The sequence below is a fragment of the Dryocola baronae genome (assembly GCF_051297175.1).
Classification (GTDB): Bacteria; Pseudomonadota; Gammaproteobacteria; order Enterobacterales; family Enterobacteriaceae; genus Dryocola.
In genome coordinates this window covers 2,546,403-2,565,705 of record NZ_JBINNY010000001.1, presented here as the reverse complement: position 1 = coordinate 2,565,705, position 19,303 = coordinate 2,546,403, and the positions used below count along the sequence as shown (strand labels likewise).

Sequence of the window (19,303 nt, the reverse complement as noted above, 5' to 3'; positions counted from 1 at the left end):
AGTTACGCTGGCTGTAATGAAAAATTTACAAGAGACTCATCCGTTAATTTGCCTTGCGAGCGCCAGATATGCCTGCACGCCGCCGCCGCTTTCCTCTTTACGACTGACCAGCATCAGGTTAGCGGCAAGCTCTGACGACTCCAGCCTGCGATAGACCACGCCGGGGATTGATACCTGAGCGAGCGGTGCGGGAACCAGCGCCAGGCCAAGCCCGGCGGCCGCCATCGCCAGAACGCTGAGCGTGCTGGAAATACGATGGGTAATCTTCGGCTCATGCCCGAGCAGCCGGTGCAGGGTTTCGGCTAAAAAGGTGTCGTTATCGTTGGTGGAGTAGAAGATCAGCGGTTCGCCTGCGAGCAGATCGACGCTCAGCGTTTCGCGGTGGGAAAGAGGGTGCGCATCGGACATGGCAACAACCCTTTCCCACTCGCCGACGCATTCATAGTTAAGCGCGGCGCTGTGCGCGGCGCGGTAGTCCGGCATATAGCCGACGTCCAACAGCCCGCTGAGAATGGCGTCGTTTTGCAGGTGCGGGGCCATTTCCTGGACTATCAGCTCCGCATCCGGGTATGTCTCGCGAAAAAGCCGCATGTCGTCGATCAGCCTGCCGCTGAACACCGCATTCCCGGCGAAGCCAATCCTCACCCGGCCCGTTTCACCGCGCAATGCTCTTTCCACGGTCAGCCGCGCGTGTTCAACCTGTTCCAGAGTGCGCCTCGCTTCGGTTTGCAGCAGCAGGCCCGCTTCGGTCAGCTCAACGCGGCGGCTGGAGCGGGTAAACAAAGGCCCGCCCAGCTCCTCTTCCAGCGCTTTAATCTGCATGCTTAAGGCAGGCTGAACGATGTGCAGGCGCTCGGCCGCGCGGCCGAAATGCTGCTCCTCGGCAACGGCCAAAAAGTAGCGCAGGTGGCGTAATTCCATACTTCCTCTATTAATCATTAAATATGATGGATCGGTCATATCTATCTATTTGAGTTTACCTGCATGGCGAATCAAACTGAAGCACATCAAAAAACAGGAGTGACACCATGCAACATCAACTCGCAGACCGCCAGCAGCTCAACGACCTGATGCTCGGCTGGATCCACCGCGACCTTAGCCAGTGGGACGCGCTGCGCAATCTTTTCCACCCTGATGGCACCATTGAAGTCACCTGGTTTGAAGGGCTGGCAAGCGACTTTGTGGACGGTTCAATGCGCATGGGCGGGTCAGACGTGCGCACAAAACACGTCATTACCGCGCCGGTGGTCACCTTTAACGCCAGCGGCACGAAGGCGATTCTTGAAACCAACGCGATGATTATTGCCGAGAACGTGAAGCTCAATCTCGGCTGCGAATGCCACAACCGCTTTTACGATATGGCCGAAAAGCGCGACGGCGAGTGGAGGCTGTTCAGACGTCAGACCGTTTATGACATGGGGCTATTTACCTTCCCGCTAGGCCCGGTCGAAATAGATAAGGCGCAGGTGATGAAATACCCGCGTGAATATGCGGCGCTGGCCTATATCCTCGAAAAAAGCGGCTTCCCGGTTAAGCGCGTATTTGCCACGCGCGGCAGCGAGCTGGAACAGCGCATGAAGGCCGAAGGGCAGGCGTGGCTGGGGCTTTAATACTGACCGTTAACTAAAAGGGATTTTATGAAAAGATCGCAAACGGGCGGGCCGCCGATCGCCGATGAGGTTTTAAGGGAAGAAGTCGTGACGCGGGGTGGCACCGTCCGGGGTGTGAAGCGTAACGAGGACGGGGTGCTGGTCTTTAAGGGTATCCCTTATGCCGAACCGCCGGTGGGCGACCTGCGATGGCGAGCGCCGCAGCCCGCCAGGCCGTGGAGCGGCGTGCGCGATGTCCGGAATTTTGGCAACCGCTGTCTGTCAGCGCTGGAAAACGATCCGGTGCCGGGAACGCCCCGCAGCGAAGACTGCCTTACGCTAAACGTCTGGACGGCAGCTGAAAGCGTTGCAGAAAAGCTGCCGGTGATGGTCTGGCTGCACGGCGGCGGCTTCCAGTTTGGCGCGGGAAGCGACGCAACGACGGACGGGGCGCGGCTGGCTCAAAAAGGCGTTGTGCTGGTCAGCGTGAACTATCGCCTGGGCGTGCTGGGCTTTCTGGCGCATCCGGAACTAGACGGCGAGGGCGCGTCGGGCAACTACGGTCTCCAGGATCAACTTGCGGCACTGCGCTGGGTGCGGGACAACATCGCCTGCTTTGGTGGGGATGCTGAGAACGTGACGCTGTTTGGCGAATCGGCAGGAGCGATGGCGGTTGGCATTCTTATGGCCTCGCCGCTCGCCCACGGGCTATTCCATAAGGCAATCGGCCAGAGCGGTGCCTTTTGGGACGGAAAGTACGGCCCGCTGGAAAGTTTCGCCGAGTCACGGGCGCGGGGGATCGCCTTTCAGCAAAAAATGGGGGCCGGCTCGATTGCCGACCTGCGGGCTATGCCTGCGGAAACGTTGAATAGTGCCGCGCTGTGGAATTTTAACCGCAACCCAACCGTCAGCGCATTTTCACCGAATATCGATGGTTACGTCGTGCCGGACGTTCCCGCCGCGCGCTTCGCACGGGGTGAGCAGATGCAAATTCCGCTGCTTGCCGGGTGGATGGCGGCCGAATATTACACCTTCCGCGCCTATTCATTACCCCATGCCAGCGCGGAAGCGTTTCGCGCGGCGGCGGCTCTTATGTTTGGAAAAGAGAGGCTTTCCGAGTTTCTGGCGCTTTATCCCGCGGCTACGGACGGCGAAGCCAGCGCATCGGCAGAAAGCCTGACCTCAGATTTTACCATCAGCGAACAAACCTGGTACTGGCTTGAAATGCAAAAGAGAACCGGCCAGCCCGTCTACGGCTATGCGTTCACCTATACCTCGCCCTACGTTCCCATTGCTTCACATATCACCGACGTGCCTTTCGTATTTGGCACCCTGACGCCGCAGCATATTATTGGAAACAACGTTCCACCCGCGCAGGCAGATATTAAGTTTGCGGATTTAATTATGACCTATTGGTCAAACTTCGCGAGAAGCGGAAATCCTAATGACGCAAAATTGCCGACATGGCCTGTTTATAACCAAGAGGGGATGATTCAAGAATTGGGGAATTCCGTTGCGGCACAGAAGGTTGCTCAGCGGGAAAGGTTCAGGTTTATATCGAGCTTCCGTGAAGGAGGCGTGCTGCCCTGGCGCTGGCGGACGGAGTCGAAGTAAAGTCTTTCCCCGTTAAAAACATAATCAGATAATTAAAAATATCCACATAAATAAGGGAGGCATGGCCTCTCTTATTTTTAGGAAATACATTCTATATCATCTTTTTAATAACTAACGGACAGGCCTGCATCTGAGGGTGCTTATAAAGCCTTTTGCATCATAGAATTATAGATTTATTGATATTTCCTGCTCCCTTTTGGTCTCGCTTCGCAAGGCCTTTCCTATGGCCAGTCGCTCTCTTGCAGCATGCAATCCTAAGAGTATTAGAAAAATACGCTCAAAAACTCTTTTTACTCCTCTGGGTGCTATTTACGTCTAGCCAATATACAAAGGTGGTGTTAACTTTTTAAGTATATTGTTATCTCAATGTTTATAACGTAGAGAATGTAAGTTCCCGCAATAATACGAAAGTACTAATTTGATATTTTATTTGTAATGCACGTAGCGATACGTGCTTCGGCTGTGCGTGTCGTCATCTGGCGGCAACAAATCACTGTTAATGCTTAAATCTATTCTGGCATAAGGATATAAGGGCAGCTATGTTCAGCATTCGTCGTCATGCCAATTCGATAAGATATTTAAAATCGGGCACCTGTTTATTTACCGCCTGCGTGCTATTTCCGCTGCAGGTGCACGCCGCCGCGCCGGACTACGATGATTTAGTGATGGAGGCGCGGGCCGGTAACAGGGCACCGCTGCTTAACTATCTTCAGGCGCAGGAAAAACAGGCCGCGCTCAGCGCCAACCAGATTGCCGACTGGCTGCAGGTCGCAAGCTGGGCGGACAACAACGACGAGATTATTCGCGTCTGGCAGCGCTATCACAACGAGGTAGCGATTCCGGCGCGCGGGCAGATAGCCGTCGCCCGCGCGTACCGAAACCAGAAAAAGTGGAATGATTCATTGGCGGTGTGGGAAGGCGCGCTGCGTGCAGAGCCTGACAATGCCGATGCCCGCACCGGCTGGATCATGACGCTCGCCGACGCGAAGCGAAACGAACAGGCGTTGACCGAGGCCAACAAATGGGCGCAAAGCGCGCCAGGCCCCGACCGCGATGCGCTTGTCGCCTACGTTTACCATTCGCAGGGCAAAAACTGGGATGCGCTGCTAGCGGCAAGCGAGGCGGAAACGGAAGACCCGCAGCACAAAAGCTCCAGGGACACGCTTCTTTCCGCGCTGTCGGCCAACCGGGTCGCAGGCCCGGCGCTGGAGATGTCGGAGAACCTCGCCGAAACCGACCCGATGAAGCGCCGCCTCGAGCTTGATGCCGCCGCCGAAACGGTTCGCGCCGCCTATACCCCCGCGCGTAATGAAGAAGAGCGTTTTATCGTCGCCGATAAAGCCCTGGCGCGTTACGACCAGCTGCTGGCGGCCTGGAAGAATAACCCGGACGCGCAGGCCGACGTGCGCCGCGCCAGAATTGACCGCATCGGCGCGCTGGTTGTCCGCAAACGCAACGCGGAGGCCATCGCGGAATATGAATCGCTAAAGGCCGACGGCGGGGCGGTGCCTGCCTATGCGAAGCGCTGGGTGGCAACGGCCTGGCTCAACGAGGAACAGCCCGACAAAGCGGAAGATATGCTGATGAGCATCTACTATCCGAACGGGCCGGTGGCGACGACGCCGCTCTCTTCGGAAGACCAGCAGGATCTGTTCTACGCCCATCTGGATAACGAAAACTACGACGCGGCGAAGCGTCAGGTTGATGACCTCATCAAAAACAGCCCGTACCTGCGCAAAGTCTACGGTTCGCCCACGCCGCAGCCGAACGATACCTGGCTGCTGGCGCAGACGATGCGCACCCAATACCTGGTCGCCACCAACGATTTGCCCGCCGCGGAAAAGCAGTCCGGACGCCTGGCGCGAACCGGCTCGGGGAACCAGGGGCTGGGAATTAGCTATGCGTCCGTTTTGGAGGCGCGCGGCCTGCCGCGCAGGGCGGAACAGGAGCTGAAGGTCGCCGAGGTCATCGAGCCGAGCAACCTGGAGCTTGAGCGCCAGCAGGCGTATGTCGCCCTTGATTTGCAGGAGTGGCGACAGGCCGACGAGCTGACCGACGACGTGATTGCCCGCAGCCCGGACGATACCTCGACGCTGCGCCTGGCCCGTATTCGCGACGTGCACAAAAAGTCCGAGCTGCGCATCAGCGGTTCACAGGGCATCGCCTCCGACAGCCCGATCAGCGGCAAGCACGACTTCACGCTCAACTCGGCGATTTACAGCCCGCCGATAAACGACAACTGGCGGCTGTTCACCGGCTTTAATTTTGCCACCGGCGAATTTGAAGAGGGCAAGGGGATCAGCCGCGATCTGGCGGCCGGGGCCGAATGGACGTCGCGCAACTACTGGGCCGAAATGGAAATCACCGGGCAGAACTACGGCGACGGGCAAAAAATCGGTGGCCGCCTGTCCGCGTGGCACGACTTCAACGATAACTGGCGCATTGGCGGATCTGCCGAACGTCTTTCTCAGGAAACCCCGCTGCGCGCCCTGCGCAACGGCGTCAGCTCCAACGGCGGCAACGGCTATATCCGCTGGTATCAAAACGAGCGGCGGGAATATCAGCTGACCTTCGCCGCCTCGCACTTCTCCGACGGAAACGACCGCATCGAATACGGCCTGAGCGGCAAAGAGCGCCTGCTGACCACGCCACGCTTTACGCTGGACTTCACGCCCGGCATCAGCGGCAGCACCAACAGCAAGGAAAACGTGCCGTATTACAACCCAAAGCGTGACTTCTCCGTGGTGCCTGGGCTAAGCGCCGAGCACGTGCTGTACCGCCATTACGACACCGTGTGGTCGCAGCAGATGACCGCCGGGCTTGGCAGCTACTGGCAGAAAAAACAGGACCGTGGCGCAATCACGCAGCTGGGGTACGGCCAGAGAATTCAGTGGAATAACGTCGTGGACGCCGGGGCGATGCTGACCTGGGACAAACGCCCGTACGACGGCAAGCGTGAGCGGAATATCTCCCTCGCTTTTGATTTGAACGTCAGGTTTTAAGGACAGCATATGTTTAAAAGATGGCTGCGAGCCGCAATTTTAATCGCCGGATGGATACTGATCACCGCCTGCGGGGACGCGCAGACGCCGCGCTATATTTCCCCAGCGGATAGAGCACCGCTGACGGCGGACAACGCCTGGCCGAAAAACAGCTTTTTGGTGATCGGCTATCACGACGTCGAGGACGACGGTGCCGACCAGCGCTATCTGTCGGTGCGCACCAGCGCGCTTAGCGATCAGATGGCCTGGCTGCGCGACAACGGCTATCACCCGGTGTCGGTGCAGCAGGTTCTGGACGCCCACGACGGCAAAAGCGTGCTGCCGGAAAAGGCGATTCTGCTGACCTTCGACGACGGTTACAGCAGCTTTTACACGCGCGTGTGGCCGCTGCTGAGAGCCTATCAGTGGCCCGCGCTTTGGGCACCGGTTGGCAGCTGGGTGGACGCACCGCCGGGGCAAAAGGTGGACTTCGGCGGCCTGATGACGGCGCGCGACAAGTTTGCCACCTGGGAGATGGTGCGCAAAATGGGCCAGGAGCCGCTGGTTGAAATTGGCGCGCACACCTGGGCATCCCATTACGGGGCGGTCGGCAACCCGCAGGGGAGCAAGCTGCCCGCCGTCGCAAACCGCGAGTACGACAAGGCGACCGGCAGGTACGAAACCGACGAGCAGTTTTATCAGCGCATCAATAAAGACGTAACCCGCATTACGCAAAAAATCACCGAGGTCACCGGCAAACCGCCTCGCGCCTGGGTCTGGCCGTACGGCGCGGCAAGCGGCATTACGCTCCAGCTTGCCAAGGAGCACGGCTATCGCATGGCGTTTACCCTCAACGAGGGGCTGGCGAACGCGGCGAACCTTGACGACGTGCCGCGCATTTTGATCTCCGATAACCCGTCGCTTAAGCGCTTTGCCGCACAGGTCGCCCAGGTGCGCGAGCCGCGAACCATGCGCGTGATGCACGTCGATCTGGATTACGTTTACGATCCGAATCCGGTGCAGCAGACCAAAAATATCGACAAGCTGATCCAGCGCGTTTACGACATGCGCATTTCGCACGTTTTCCTGCAGGCCTACGCCGACCCGAAAGGCGACGGCAACATTCACGAGCTTTATTTCCCCAACCGCTGGCTGCCGATGCGCGCCGACCTGTTCAACTTTGTCTCCTGGCAGCTGCAAAGCCGCGCCAACGTGGACGTCTTTGCATGGATGCCGGTGCTGGCCTTCGATCTTGATGATTCCATACCGCGCGTGACGAAGTGGGACCCGGACACCGGCAAAAGCGCCGTGGATACCCACCAGTACGTGCGGCTGTCGCCCTGGAGCCAGGAGGCCCGCAGGCGCATCACCGAAATCTATGAGGACCTCGCCAAAAATACCGCCTTCAGAGGGATTCTGTTCCACGACGATGCCTTCCTGACGGACTTTGAAGACGCCTCGCCGGATGCCCTTGCCGCCTATCGCGCGGCGGGTTTTCCCGGCGACATCGGCCAGATTCGTAAGGACCCGCAGACGTTCGAACGCTGGACGCGCTTTAAGAGCAGGGCGCTCATCGACTTCACCCTTCAGCTGACGGATGCGGTTCGCAGCATTCGCGGCCCGCAGGTGAAAACCGCGCGCAATATCTACGCCCTGCCGGTGATTCAGCCGGAAAGCGAGGCGTGGTTTGCGCAAAACCTCGGCGACTTCCTTGGCACCTACGACTGGACGGCACCGATGGCGATGCCGCTGATGGAGAAGGTTTCCGCCGACCGGGCCAACGCCTGGCTGGACAACATGGTGACTACGGTTGCGAAACACCCCGGCGCGCTCGACAAAACCGTGTTTGAGCTACAGGCGCGGGACTGGCGTAAGCCGGAGGCACAAAGCGAGATCAGCGGCAAACAGTTAGCCGATTGGATGCGCCAGCTGAAGATGAGCGGCGCGGTGAACTACGGCTACTACCCGGATGATTTCATTAACGATAAACCTGAGATGTCGGAGATTCGTCCGGTGTTCTCCTCATACTGGTATCCGCAAAAATGACCGATCGCATCGTCGCTTTCCTCATCCTTTGCCTGATGTTCAGCCTTCCGCTGGGCGTAGCCGCCGTGTTTACCGGCGAAGTGATGCTCAACTTTGTCTTTTTCTGGCCGCTGTTTATGTCGGCGCTGTGGATCGGCGGAGGGCTGTACTTCTGGTTCTACCGCGAGCGCCACTGGCCCTGGGGCGAAGATACCCCGCCGCCGGAGCTTGAGGGCAACCCGCTGATTTCAATTCTGATTCCCTGCTACAACGAGGGGGTAAACGCCCGTGAAACCATCGAGGCGGCGCTCGCCCAGCGCTATCAGAACATCGAGGTGATCGCCATCAACGACGGCTCGAAGGACAACACCGCAGAGGTGCTCGACCAGCTCGCCAACGAATATCCGCGCCTGCGGGTGATTCACCTGGCGGAAAACCAGGGGAAAGCCGTGGCGCTGAAAACGGGCACGGCGGCGGCGCGCAGCGATTTCCTGGTCTGTATCGACGGCGACGCGCTGCTGGCACGGGATGCGGCGGCCTATCTGGTCGCGCCGCTGTTACGCTACCCGCGCGTTGGCGCGGTTACCGGCAACCCGCGCATCCGCACCCGTTCAACGCTGATTGGCCGCGTTCAGGTCGGGGAGTTTTCGTCAATTATCGGACTTATCAAGCGCACCCAGCGCATTTACGGGCAGGTATTTGCCGTGTCCGGCGTGGTCGCCGCCTTCCGCCGCCGCGCGCTGGCCGAGGTGGGCTACTGGAGCCCTGATATGATCACCGAGGATATCGACATCAGCTGGAAGCTTCAGCTGCGCCACTGGTCGGTATTCTTCGAGCCGCGCGCGCTGTGCTGGATCCTGATGCCGGAAACGCTTAAGGGTCTGTGGAAACAGCGGCTGCGCTGGGCGCAGGGCGGCGCGGAGGTGTTTATCGTTAACATGCGGCGGCTGTGGGCCTGGGAGTATCGCCGCATGTGGCCGCTGTTTATCGAGTTTTGCCTGTCGACCGCGTGGGCGTTTGCCTATGCGGTGAGTATCCTGCTGTTCCTGATTGGCTTTGTGGTGCCGCTGCCGGATAGCCTGCACGTCCAGCACCTTTTCCCACCGGCGTTTACCGGGCTGATGCTCGGCGTGGTCTGCCTGCTGCAATTTCTGGTCAGCCTGCTTATCGAGAGGCGCTATGAGAAGGGGATTTCCGCCTCGCTGTTCTGGATTATCTGGTTCCCGGTGGTGTACTGGATGCTCAGCCTGTTCACCACCCTGGTGTCGTTTCCGAAAGTCATGCTCAAGCGCAAGCGCGGCAGGGCGCGTTGGGTTAGCCCTGACCGTGGAATTGGGAGGATAGAACCATGAATCAACCGCTGGTTTACACCGAGCAGCGCCTGTTCCCGAGGCTGATGGATACCGTGCTGACGTTAGGGGCATGGGTGGGCTTCACCTGGCTGATTTATAACGGGCTGATAAACGCCCTGGCGCATTCGCCGTTTATGGGGATTCGGCCCTTTTTCACCACGCTCAACACCGTCAGCCTGTACCTGATTATAGCGCTGGTAAACGGCCTGGCGCTGATCGGCTGGGCCAAATATAACCAGTATCGGTTTCGCAGCGAGCGGCGCAGCCGCAGGCCGGGGCTGGCGGAGTCAGAGCTTGCTGAAAGCATGCACATCACGCCGCTTGTCGCCCATGAGCTGAATAAAGGCCGCGTGCTGACGGTGTTTCACCATGAAAACGGCGAGATCGCGCGCGTCGAGGTGGTGAAGGGGATTATGGATAACCTGCTTGGGCCGCCGGTGAATAGCGCAAGCGGGCATTATGCGGTCGCCGCGCCGCCGGTGAAGGTCGGGGCGTAAATCAAGCGCGGCCCGTTTTGGCGGACTAAAATCTAGTGGGGTAACGTACAGGGGGCCGAGAGATGACGCCATCGCAACAGATTGACCAGCTTATCGCGCAAACGACAGGCTGGCGCGGCAAAACGCTTTCCGAGGTGCGGGAGTGTTTTTTGGCCGCCGACCCGGAAATTACCGAGGAGTGGAAGTGGAAGGGCAGCCCGACCTGGTACTGCGCAGGCATTATTGCCGTCGCCAACGCGCACAAAGAGAAGGTTAAGGTGACGTTTTCGCACGGCGCGGCGCTCGCTGACCCGGCCGGGCTGTTTAACAACGGCCTGGGCGGTAAGGTGTGGCGCGCGATTGATTATCTTGAAGAAGATAAGGTTAACGCGGCGCAGCTTAAGGCGTTAATCCGCGCCGCGATCGAATTTAACCGCCGGAAACAGCAGCAGAAATCTTCCGCCACGAAAGGCAAAACCTAGCCAGGTTTTTACCTCCTGCGCAAATTGAGCGTAATTAACCCGTCGCAATCCTTCAGGTTTACTAATCTTTACAGGCAAGGCAACGCGCTGAAATTAGCCCGCTTATCTGGAAGAGTAAAGGAGACGGACATGCATACGCATCTTACGACTGGGCGCCCGGCATCGGTCGTGGCGCTGTACGAACTGCTAAACCCCCTGCCGACGGGCTTTTTTGTCGCCGCCTGGATTTTCGACATTTTGTACATCAAAACCTTCAACCTGATGTGGACAGATGCCGCCAACTGGCTGATCGCGATCGGCCTGCTTCTGGCAATCATTCCCAGAATTATCAATATGATATTTGTCTGGAGCGGCCCGCGTCGCCTCTATCATCCGGTGGTAAAAACGCACTTCTGGCTGAGCCTGCTGGCCATCGTGCTGGCGGTGTTTAACGCCTTTATCCATAGCCGCGATGCCTATGCCGTCGTACCCGCCGGGGTGATTCTGTCCACGCTGGTCGTGGTTCTTTTACTGCTGGGCAACGTTCAGCTTGCCCTGCGCGAGCGCGTGGTAACAGGGAGCCGCCTGCATGAAAATCCATAAGCAAGCATTACTGGCCGTTATCGTCGCCGGGCTGTTGAGCGGCTGTGACGACAAGGCCCAGCTCGACCCGCAAAAGCAAATGGGCGCCAACCCCGAGCTGCCCAAGGCGCAGAACTTTCTCCTGCCGCCGATGAAAGTCCCCGAGGCGGCGACGTGGAAAGAGGGTGAAATGCCCAAGGTGGCGCAGGGGCTGAAGATCGAAAAAATCGCCGACGGGCTGAAGCATCCTCGCCAGCTTTACGTGCTGCCGAACAACGATATTCTGGTCGCCGAAGCCAACGGCCCGGCAAAATCTGCCCCCGCACGCCCGAAGGAAATCATTATGGGCCTGGTGCAGAAATCCTCCGGCAAGGGCGGTGAAGGCGGCAACCGCATCACCCTGCTGCGCAACGTGAACGGCAAGTGGGAAAAGCACATTTTCATCGACCGTCTTAATTCGCCTTTCGGGATTCAGCTTATCGGCAACACGCTGTGGGTGGCGAACGCCGATAGCCTGGTGAAATACCCGTATCAGGAAGGGCAGACGGAGATTGTCACGCCAGGTGACGTTGTCACGCAATTGCCGGGCGGGCCTATTAACCACCACTGGACGAAATCGCTGCTTGCAAGCCCGGACGGCAGCAGGCTGTACGTGGGCGTTGGCTCAAACAGCAACATCACCGAGAACGGCATCGGCGCTGAATTCCAGCGGGCCGCCGTGCTGGAGGTGGACGCGGCGAGCGGCGCAAGCAGGGTTTACGCCAGCGGGCTGCGAAACCCGACCGGGCTACAGTGGGAGCCGAAAAGCGGCAAACTGTGGGCCGTAGTGAACGAACGTGACGAAATTGGCTCCGATCTGGTGCCGGACTATATGACCTCGGTGCAGGAAAAGGGCTTCTACGGCTGGCCGTACAGCTACTACGGGCAGCACGTGGACGAGCGGGTTAAGCCGCCGCGCCCGGATCTGGTTGCGAAGGCCATCAAGCCTGATTACGCCCTGAGTTCCCACGTCGCGCCGCTGGGCCTGCTGTTTTATACCGGCGATAACATGCCGCAGTATAAGGACGGCGCGTTTGTCAGCGAACACGGCAGCTGGAACAGAAAGCCGCTGAATGGCTACCGGGTAATGTGGGTGAAATTTGAAAACGGCCAGCCGGTCGGTTTGCCGCAGCCGGTGGTGACCGGATTCCTGACCGACGACCAGAAGCAGGTGCGAGGTTTACCGGTGGGGCTCGCGATGGATAAGCAAGGCGGGGTGGTCATTGCTGACGATGCGGGGAACAGCATCTGGCGAATCAGTTCCGCGAAATAAAAATAAAGGTGGACAGGCGCAGGCCGTCCACCGATTTTTTTGCTGTCGCTGTGTAAATTCTGCTGTAGCAATACTCTGGCGAAATGTCAGATTTTACGTAGCGCTTCGATTTTTAAATTTCTTCTTTATATTCAATAAATTGGGGTTTGGGCCTTGCGGCACCAAACCCCTTTTGCTGTGCGAATCAAAAATTAAATGTCGTCCGTGGTGTGGTCTACAACGATTTCCAGAGTTTTACGAATAATGTCGATTGTCACCACGTCGTCAGTGGATTCAAGCGCAACGATGAGCTGGCGAATAATAGCTTTATGGGTGATATACCCATCAGAAGCTAAGATACTGCGGGTTACTGCCCCAAGAAGGGCGTACTCGTCGGCCAGCATGTCGCCAGCATGACGAAAATATGCAGACAGTGCCGTGTCGGGCAGATACGTGTGAATATCTGTTTTATGAAGCATCATCTGGGTCATTTGCTCTCACCGTTAAAGTTATTAGTAATGGGAGGTCGTCAGTGTTTTTTACTGTCCGACCGTTGGTTTTCGCCAAACAAGGGATAAACGTTACCTTTTTTCTGACGATCCCTGTCCCAATCTGTTCTTTCTGCCGCAGAACGCCGTTTGGTGGCCATTTTATTGCTGCTGATATCAGCAATAACCGTGGCCAGCGCCGCGCGTCGTTCGGGATCCGTTTCCTTAGCCTCCATGACTTGCAGCCTCACGATAAGGGCCTGAGTGCTAATCGGGCCATTCTCGTGGAGCAGCGAAAGGACGGCTTCTCCAATAAGTACATCTGTCAGTAATTCATATTCACTTCTATTCATAAACTGCATCTCTGATAGCCGCGATCCAGAAATCGGCAAAGCGGCATGAAGTCAGTTCTCTGGGAGGGAAGGTCAGCTCAAGGTTGTGAAGCCTGAAAACATCGCCTGCCAGAATCGACTTAAAAAACCTTTAATTTGTATGCTGTGGGTCCGTGTTATTAGCGGTCAAAAAGAAGGCCGATTAGCGTGTGATAGTGGCTCTCTTCTTCTTCGTCGGCAGCCTTTTCCACGCGGTTTAGTAGTTTAGTGCAAATTGCTTTACGGTTCAGGCTGCGGCCATCGCTAAGAATTTCCACAACGATCTGCCCCAGGGTTTCCTGCTGGGACGGAAGCGCCGCTTTATTGAAGTAGCGGGTGATGGCGTTGGCAGTATCGGGAATGTAACCGTTCTGGCGCATTTGTTACTCCTGTAAAGTGCATTAATCAGTGAAAGTGTGAGTAAAGTTATACAAATATTTAAAACTTGTACATGGAAAGTTGTACGTAAATAGTCTTAATTCTTAAGCTATTCGTGCTTGTTGTTGTATATCAGATAGTTACCAAGCTAATTAATTGTTAATTCAGGAGAGGTTTTTGTACAACATAGGCGGTTAATTCTTAGCGATTCTGCACAACTTTAGCCGCCGAAAATGCCGCTAAGTCATTGCTATGTAGAATATTTGTTAACTTTTGGTGTGGTTTCTAACGACGAAAAGCCTTGTATCTGCTAAGGTTGCCGCTTAGACGCTCATCCTCGGAAAAATCATGCTCACAACCATCATTTATCGCAGCCACATGTGCGAAGAAGTCCCGGTTAAATCGCTTGAAGAAATGGTCGCCGTCGCCAGTAAAAAGAATGAACAGGCCGACGTAACGGGCATTTTGCTGTTCAACGGCACGCACTTTTTCCAACTGCTCGAAGGGCCAGAGGAGGGTGTACAGAGTATCTATCGGGGGATCTGCGCCGACCCCCGTCACTACAACCTTGTGGAACTGCTGTGCGACCATGCGCCAGCCCGCCGCTTCGGCAAAACGGGCATGGAACTCTTTGATTTAAGAGAGCATGACCGCGACGAAGTGCTGCAAACCGTGCTGGATAAAGGCACGTCGAAATATCAGCTAATCTATAATGACCGCGCGCTGCGCTTCTTCCGGACGTTCGTTGAGTCCACGGAAAAAGAAAACTACTTTGAGATCCCGCCGGGCGACTCGTGGGACTTTATTGCCGACGAGAGTTTTGCGGGCACGGAAAAAGTTGTACAAGGCGCGGCGGCGGCCTGTAGCTTCGCGTTTCAGCCGATCGTCGATCCCTTTGCCCGTGAGGTCGTTTCCCACGAGGCGCTGCTGCGCACCGTTGACGGCAGCTCGCCGCAAAGCTATTTCGACGGGCTTCAGGGCAATGAGATTTACGAGGCGGATTTGCAAAGCAAGAAGGTCGCCTTTGCCATGGCCGGCGCGCTCAACCTGAGGGAACAGACGCTGTCGGTGAACCTGCTGCCGATGACGCTGGTCGAAGTGCCGAACGCGGTTAGCTTCCTGCTGCAGGAAATTGAGGTCAATGGCCTGGTGCCGGAGCAGGTGATCGTCGAGTTCACCGAAAGCGAGGTTATCTCGCGCATCGACGAGTTTACCGGCGCAATTCGCCAGCTGAAGGCGGCGGGCATCAGCGTCGCTATCGACCATTTCGGCGCGGGCTTTGCCGGGCTGCTGCTGCTTTCGCAGTTTCAGCCGGACCGCATCAAGATCAACCGCGCCCTGATTCAGGACGTGCACAAGAGCGGCCCGCGCCAGGCCATTATCCAGGCGATCATCAAATGCTGCACCTCGCTTGAGATTACGGTGTCGGCAGTGGGCGTTGAAAAAGCCGAAGAGTGGATGTGGCTTGAGTCGGCAGGGATTTCACAGTTCCAGGGACATTTATTTGCCAGTCCGTCCTTCGCCAGCATCCCCACGGTGACGTGGCCTGAGCGAAAATCGGCGCTATATTCTGAGTTGTACAGTTTAAAATAGTTTGTACAAGCTGCCGGGATTGGTTAGTTTGGACACGGATGTCCGGATTTCAGCGTGAGGGAATGAATGGCTTTTTACAGTATCGGCGACGTCGCCGAACGATGCGGAATCAACCCCGTTACGCTGCGCGCATGGCAGCGCCGCTATGGCCTGCTCAAACCCCAGCGCAGCGAAGGCGGGCATCGTCAGTTTGATGAAGAGGATATTCAGCGCATTGAAGAAATCAAGCGCTGGATGAAAAGCGGCGTGCCGGTAAGCAAGGTTAAGGCGCTGCTCGAAGGCAGCAGGCTGGCGGCTCACGACGGCTGGGCGGCGCTTCAGGAAGAGATGATGACCGTGCTGCGCGCCGTACACCCCGCGAAGCTGCGCGCAAAAATCATCGCGCTAGGCCGTGATTTCCCCGCTGACTCCCTTATCGATCATATCTATGTGCCGGTGCGCCAGCGCCTGAGCCTCGATCAAAACACCGCCCGCACCATGTGCAGCATGCTCGACGGCGTGCTGATCGACTATTCCGTGACGTGCCTTGCCGAATCGCGCAAGAAAGAGGGCAAAGACGGCCTGCTTATCGGCTGGGACAGCGATGACCGCACCCGCCTGTGGCTTGAGGCCTGGCGTCTTTCGCAGCGCGGCTGGCGCATTGACGTGCTGGCCGAACCGCTGGAATCGCCGCGCCCGGAGCTTTTCCCCGGTCAGCAGATTTTCGTCTGGACGGGAAAAGCCCTGACCCGCCGCCAGCAGGAGCAGCTTGACCACTGGCAGGAGCAGGGCTTTACCATCGCCGTTCACAGCACCTGACGGCACTGCGCCGTTTTACTTCAGGCGCGTCCAGTAGGTTCCCGTTTCCTTCACGCTTAAAAATTCACGGTTCATTTCATCCAGCGTTTGCTGCGGGTCGACGTCGGCAAACAGCGCGGGGTGGAAGGTTTTCGCAAAAAACTCCACGTCCAGCAGGTGCCACGGGCTCATGTAGAAGTTATGCCACACCGCCCACGCGTTTCCCTTTTGCACCGCAGCAAGCCCTGAAACCACCTTTTCCCGGCTAACAACGCCCGCAAAGCTCAACTTTGCCTGCTCGGCGCGAATCTGCGAACCCAGCTGCAAACGCTCCGGCTGCTGCGGCCCGCCCATGCCGGTTGCGATGTAGATAGCCGGGTTGGCGGTGAGCAGCGCTTCAGGCGAAAGCTTGCCGTAAACGCCGGTGAAGCGGCGCGCGGCAATGTTATCGCCGCCCGCGAAGTCCAGCAGATCCGCTAAGTTGCCGCGCCCGACCGTCGTGCAACAGTCCTGCTTATCGCCAAGATGCAGCTGCAGCATTACCGTCGGCCTTGTCGGTTTCGCCCGCGCCAGGCGCGTTTCGATTTTCGCCATATGCTGCTGATAGAACGTGATGAACCGCTCCGCCTTCGGCCCGTCGTTGAGCGCTTCGCCGAGGATGTGCAGGCTCGGCACCGTGTGGTTAAGCTGGTCGACGCGAAAATCCACGTAGATAACCGGGATCTTTGCCTGCGTAAGCTGCGCCAGGAAACCGTCGCCGTCGCTCTGCTTTTTGGCGTACACCGGCAAAATCACCAGGTCGGGCCGCAGCGCGATGACCTTCTCGAGGCTAATCTGCGAGAAGTTATTGTTGCCGATGACGGTGATATCGTTGATTGACGGATACGCGGCGCTGTAACGATCCCAGGTTTGCGGGTCGAGGCGCTTTAGGTCCGCGGGCCAGCCAACCACGCGCTTTGCCGGATTGCCGTCTTCAACCAGCGCAAGGGTATAAATCATGCGGCTTTCGCCGACGATGAGCCGCTGCGGGTTGTCGGGAACCTCAACCTGACGATTGAGAATATCGACAATCGTTTTTGCCTGGCCGCCCGCGCTGAACGCGAGCAGGGCGGCTGCTAGCCACAGTTTTTTCATCTCAGAAGTCCACCGCGGCCGACAGGTACAGGGTGCGCGGCTCGCCTTCGATCACGCGCAGGTTCCCGGCGCTGGATTCGTAATACTCCTTATCGAACAGGTTCTTCACGTTCAGCTTGAGCTGGGTATTTTTGCCAACGAGGCTGCTGTCCCATGCGATAAACGCGTCGGCGACGGTGTAGCTCGGCATGCGGAAGCTGTTTTCCGGATCGCCCGCGCGGGTACCGACATAGCGGCCGCCGCCGCCCAGGCGCAGTTCGCCCGGCAGCCATGAGAAGCGCATCGTATGGCTGAGGTACAGGCTGCCCATATTGGCCGGGGCGTTGACCAGGCGGTTGCCGACGTTGGCGCTGCTGACGTCATCTTTGACGATTTCGGTTTTGTCGTAGCTGTAGTTGGCGACGACGTTCCAGTCCGGGGTGACTTCGCCGCTCAGCTCCAGCTCCGCGCCGGTGGAGCGCGCTTGCGGAATGTTGCGCGTCACGCCGTTGATGAACACCGACATATCGTCTTCGTCGATTCGGTAGACGGCCAGCGTGCCGGTCAGCTGCGGCGTCATCTGCCATTTGGCACCTATTTCATAGGTGGTGCCTTTTTCGGTGGAGGCGACGTCGCCGTTATCGTCGGTCTGCGTCGACGGCGTGAACGACCTGCTGTAGCTGCCGTAAAGCGAGACTTCCGGCAGGATTTTGTAGACCAGCCCGGCCTGCGGAAGGAAGGCGTCGCCGCGATCGTTAAGCGTAGTTTGCGGATTCACCCAACCGGCGCTGCTTGTTTGGGTATAGCGCTGGAACCGCCCGCCCAGCACGGCAATCCATTGTTCGTTTAGATGAATGCTGTCTTTGGCAAACAGCGAACGGCTGTAGAGGTTGGTGCGCAGGTTGCTGTTTTTATCGCTGTAGGTGCTGCCGTCGGTTATCGGCTCTTCGCCATAAACCGGGTTGTACATATTGAAGGTTTTAGAGACTTTGCCGCGATAAGAGTACGCCTTGTAGGTTTCGTTTTGCTCATAGTCGGCCCCGAGCGTGAGATCGTGCGTCATGCCGAAAATCTGCGGGCTGCCGCTGACGTCCCAGGAAACGTAATCGGTTTGGTGGTTGAACCCACGGTTGGCGTCGGCCCGGCGCGACACAATCCCGGTCGTGGTGTCGACGGCGGTGGCGCGGACTTCGTTGCTGTCGTAGCGGCGCTGCATCCACGCGTAGCTGAGAGTGGTTTCCCAGGTGTCGTCAAGCCTATAGCCGTAGTTGACCGACAGGCGTTTGTTTTTGCCCCAGGCGTGGTTTGCGCCGTCGTCAATGCGGCGGTTGTAAGGGATATCGAGCGGCTTGCCGTCGATAAATGCGGTGCCGCGATCGTAAGGAATGTCGTATTTGTTTTCGACGTAGGCGATATTAAAAGAGGCTTTTTCGCCGTACCAGCTTAGGGAAGGGGCAATCAGCGTGTGCTCATCGACGCCAAAGTTGCGCCAGTAGTCCTCGCGCTGGCGTTCGGCTACCAGGCGGAACGCAAAACCGTTGCCGAGCGGGCCGGTCACATCGATCGTTCCTGAACCACCGCCGTTGCTGCTGCTGACGCCGCTAACGCGCGTGTTCCAGTCGTACTGCGGCTTTTTAGTCACCAGATTGATGACGCCGCCCGGATTTAAGATCCCATAGAGCAGGGAGGCGGAGCCTTTTAGCACCTCGACGCGATCGATGCTGGCATCCATCGCCAGCCCCTGGTTGCTGCGCACGCCGTCGATAAACACCGAGCCGTCGCTGTTGGAGCCGAACCCGCGCTTTACAAAGCCGTCCTCGATGCCGCCTAAGGTATTGCCCTGCGTCACGCCGCTGACAAACTTCATCGCGTCATTAAGACTGGAAACGGCGTAGTCATCGATAACCTGTGAGGTCACGACGCTTATCGACTGGGGCGTTTCAGCGCGCGGCGTGCTGGTACGACTCGCAACCGAGGCTTCGTCCTGACCGTAGCGGGTCGACGAGCCGTCTGGATTCGTGGTGGCGGTAACGGTGAGCGTGTCTTCCTTTGTCGATTCGGCGGCCCAGGCGTGGCCGCCGAAAACGAACGTAGAAAGGATCAAAATCTGAGAATTAAGCCGCGCCCTGCGAACGGAAGGGGTGCCAAATGAATAACCTGTCATGATAATCACTGTCTGCAATAATGCATTTTATAATTGAATCAGCGATGA

Annotated in this window: 17 protein-coding genes; 11 read left to right on the top strand and 6 right to left on the bottom strand. The window is 57.6% G+C overall.

Features of this window, described 5'->3' with window-relative positions; translation table 11 throughout:
- Nucleotides 1–36 precede the first annotated feature (36 nt).
- Nucleotides 37–921, bottom strand: a complete 885-nt coding sequence (locus tag ACSPHG_RS12065) for a LysR substrate-binding domain-containing protein (RefSeq protein WP_435953728.1) — start codon at nt 919–921, stop codon at nt 37–39.
- 107 nt (nt 922–1,028) lie between these two features.
- Here ACSPHG_RS12065 and ACSPHG_RS12060 point away from each other — a divergent pair, with 107 nt between their 5' ends.
- The 9 genes from ACSPHG_RS12060 to ACSPHG_RS12020 all read left to right on the top strand — a co-directional run bounded on the left by ACSPHG_RS12060 (nt 1,029) and on the right by ACSPHG_RS12020 (nt 12,392).
- Entirely contained in the window at nt 1,029–1,610 is a 582-nt protein-coding gene (locus ACSPHG_RS12060; RefSeq protein WP_435953727.1) for a nuclear transport factor 2 family protein, read from the top strand.
- A gap of 27 nt (nt 1,611–1,637) precedes the next feature.
- On the top strand, nt 1,638–3,203 hold the full coding sequence (locus ACSPHG_RS12055; protein ID WP_435953726.1) for a carboxylesterase/lipase family protein: 1,566 nt from the start codon (nt 1,638–1,640) through the stop codon (nt 3,201–3,203).
- Between the two features lie 539 nt (nt 3,204–3,742).
- Nucleotides 3,743–6,205: a poly-beta-1,6 N-acetyl-D-glucosamine export porin PgaA gene (gene pgaA / locus ACSPHG_RS12050; protein WP_435953725.1), complete on the top strand. Its 2,463-nt coding sequence runs from the start codon at nt 3,743–3,745 to the stop codon at nt 6,203–6,205.
- Nucleotides 6,206–6,214: 9 nt separating this feature from the next.
- On the top strand, nt 6,215–8,230 hold the full coding sequence (gene pgaB, locus ACSPHG_RS12045; protein ID WP_435953724.1) for a poly-beta-1,6-N-acetyl-D-glucosamine N-deacetylase PgaB: 2,016 nt from the start codon (nt 6,215–6,217) through the stop codon (nt 8,228–8,230).
- Nucleotides 8,227–9,561 (top strand): poly-beta-1,6-N-acetyl-D-glucosamine synthase, encoded by a 1,335-nt coding sequence (gene pgaC / locus ACSPHG_RS12040; protein ID WP_435953723.1) that lies wholly within the window; start codon nt 8,227–8,229, stop codon nt 9,559–9,561. Before pgaB ends, pgaC begins: the two co-directional genes overlap by 4 nt.
- Nucleotides 9,558–10,058 (top strand): poly-beta-1,6-N-acetyl-D-glucosamine biosynthesis protein PgaD, encoded by a 501-nt coding sequence (gene pgaD / locus ACSPHG_RS12035; protein WP_435953722.1) that lies wholly within the window; start codon nt 9,558–9,560, stop codon nt 10,056–10,058. The genes pgaC and pgaD overlap by 4 nt, the downstream gene beginning before the upstream one ends.
- 62 nt (nt 10,059–10,120) lie before the next feature.
- The gene (locus tag ACSPHG_RS12030) at nt 10,121–10,519 is read left to right on the top strand and encodes a DUF1801 domain-containing protein (protein ID WP_435953721.1); all 399 of its coding nucleotides are present in this window, start codon (nt 10,121–10,123) and stop codon (nt 10,517–10,519) included.
- 129 nt (nt 10,520–10,648) lie between these two features.
- Nucleotides 10,649–11,101 carry a DUF2231 domain-containing protein gene (locus tag ACSPHG_RS12025; protein WP_435953720.1) on the top strand — a complete coding sequence of 151 codons (453 nt, stop codon included), beginning with the start codon at nt 10,649–10,651 and terminating at the stop codon, nt 11,099–11,101.
- Nucleotides 11,088–12,392, top strand: a complete 1,305-nt coding sequence (locus ACSPHG_RS12020) for a PQQ-dependent sugar dehydrogenase (protein ID WP_435953719.1) — start codon at nt 11,088–11,090, stop codon at nt 12,390–12,392. Before ACSPHG_RS12025 ends, ACSPHG_RS12020 begins: the two co-directional genes overlap by 14 nt.
- 191 nt (nt 12,393–12,583) lie before the next feature.
- On the opposite strand, the gene ACSPHG_RS12015 is transcribed toward ACSPHG_RS12020, so the two are convergent.
- The 3 genes from ACSPHG_RS12015 to ycgZ form a co-directional block, all read right to left on the bottom strand.
- On the bottom strand, nt 12,584–12,850 hold the full coding sequence (locus ACSPHG_RS12015; protein ID WP_435956004.1) for a biofilm development regulator YmgB/AriR family protein: 267 nt from the start codon (nt 12,848–12,850) through the stop codon (nt 12,584–12,586).
- A gap of 50 nt (nt 12,851–12,900) precedes the next feature.
- On the bottom strand, nt 12,901–13,212 hold the full coding sequence (locus ACSPHG_RS12010) for a hypothetical protein (RefSeq protein ID WP_435953718.1): 312 nt from the start codon (nt 13,210–13,212) through the stop codon (nt 12,901–12,903).
- Nucleotides 13,213–13,370: 158 nt separating this feature from the next.
- The gene (gene ycgZ / locus ACSPHG_RS12005) at nt 13,371–13,610 is read right to left on the bottom strand and encodes a regulatory protein YcgZ (protein WP_435953717.1); all 240 of its coding nucleotides are present in this window, start codon (nt 13,608–13,610) and stop codon (nt 13,371–13,373) included.
- A 346-nt stretch (nt 13,611–13,956) separates the two neighbouring features.
- Here ycgZ and ACSPHG_RS12000 point away from each other — a divergent pair, with 346 nt between their 5' ends.
- Nucleotides 13,957–15,201, top strand: a complete 1,245-nt coding sequence (locus ACSPHG_RS12000) for a diguanylate phosphodiesterase (RefSeq protein ID WP_435953716.1) — start codon at nt 13,957–13,959, stop codon at nt 15,199–15,201.
- 66 nt (nt 15,202–15,267) lie between these two features.
- A complete protein-coding gene (locus ACSPHG_RS11995) occupies nt 15,268–15,999 on the top strand; it encodes a MerR family transcriptional regulator (RefSeq protein WP_435953715.1) in 732 nt (243 codons plus the stop codon).
- Nucleotides 16,000–16,014: 15 nt separating this feature from the next.
- On the opposite strand, the gene ACSPHG_RS11990 is transcribed toward ACSPHG_RS11995, so the two are convergent.
- Together ACSPHG_RS11990 and ACSPHG_RS11985 are read right to left on the bottom strand one after the other, a co-directional pair.
- Complete coding sequence (locus tag ACSPHG_RS11990) at nt 16,015–17,112, bottom strand: ABC transporter substrate-binding protein (RefSeq protein ID WP_435953713.1); 1,098 nt, start codon at nt 17,110–17,112, stop codon at nt 16,015–16,017.
- Between the two features lies 1 nt (nt 17,113).
- The gene (locus ACSPHG_RS11985) at nt 17,114–19,255 is read right to left on the bottom strand and encodes a TonB-dependent siderophore receptor (RefSeq protein WP_435953712.1); all 2,142 of its coding nucleotides are present in this window, start codon (nt 19,253–19,255) and stop codon (nt 17,114–17,116) included.
- Nucleotides 19,256–19,303: the final 48 nt, after the last annotated feature.

Excerpts from the sequence above, each read along its gene's own strand:
- ACSPHG_RS12000 (WP_435953716.1), top strand. The coding sequence starts at position 13,957 with ATGCTCACAACCATCATTTATCGCAGCCACATGTGCGAAGAAGTCCCG.
- pgaD (WP_435953722.1), top strand. The coding sequence starts at position 9,558 with ATGAATCAACCGCTGGTTTACACCGAGCAGCGCCTGTTCCCGAGGCTG.
- ACSPHG_RS12015 (WP_435956004.1), bottom strand. The coding sequence starts at position 12,850 with ATGCTTCATAAAACAGATATTCACACGTATCTGCCCGACACGGCACTG.
- pgaC (WP_435953723.1), top strand. The coding sequence starts at position 8,227 with ATGACCGATCGCATCGTCGCTTTCCTCATCCTTTGCCTGATGTTCAGC.
- ACSPHG_RS12065 (WP_435953728.1), bottom strand. The coding sequence starts at position 921 with ATGGAATTACGCCACCTGCGCTACTTTTTGGCCGTTGCCGAGGAGCAG.
- pgaB (WP_435953724.1), top strand. The coding sequence starts at position 6,215 with ATGTTTAAAAGATGGCTGCGAGCCGCAATTTTAATCGCCGGATGGATA.
- ACSPHG_RS12020 (WP_435953719.1), top strand. The coding sequence starts at position 11,088 with ATGAAAATCCATAAGCAAGCATTACTGGCCGTTATCGTCGCCGGGCTG.
- ACSPHG_RS12025 (WP_435953720.1), top strand. The coding sequence starts at position 10,649 with ATGCATACGCATCTTACGACTGGGCGCCCGGCATCGGTCGTGGCGCTG.
- ACSPHG_RS11985 (WP_435953712.1), bottom strand. The coding sequence starts at position 19,255 with ATGACAGGTTATTCATTTGGCACCCCTTCCGTTCGCAGGGCGCGGCTT.
- ACSPHG_RS11995 (WP_435953715.1), top strand. The coding sequence starts at position 15,268 with ATGGCTTTTTACAGTATCGGCGACGTCGCCGAACGATGCGGAATCAAC.
- ACSPHG_RS11990 (WP_435953713.1), bottom strand. The coding sequence starts at position 17,112 with ATGAAAAAACTGTGGCTAGCAGCCGCCCTGCTCGCGTTCAGCGCGGGC.
- ACSPHG_RS12030 (WP_435953721.1), top strand. The coding sequence starts at position 10,121 with ATGACGCCATCGCAACAGATTGACCAGCTTATCGCGCAAACGACAGGC.
- pgaA (WP_435953725.1), top strand. The coding sequence starts at position 3,743 with ATGTTCAGCATTCGTCGTCATGCCAATTCGATAAGATATTTAAAATCG.
- ACSPHG_RS12060 (WP_435953727.1), top strand. The coding sequence starts at position 1,029 with ATGCAACATCAACTCGCAGACCGCCAGCAGCTCAACGACCTGATGCTC.
- ycgZ (WP_435953717.1), bottom strand. The coding sequence starts at position 13,610 with ATGCGCCAGAACGGTTACATTCCCGATACTGCCAACGCCATCACCCGC.
- ACSPHG_RS12010 (WP_435953718.1), bottom strand. The coding sequence starts at position 13,212 with ATGAATAGAAGTGAATATGAATTACTGACAGATGTACTTATTGGAGAA.
- ACSPHG_RS12055 (WP_435953726.1), top strand. The coding sequence starts at position 1,638 with ATGAAAAGATCGCAAACGGGCGGGCCGCCGATCGCCGATGAGGTTTTA.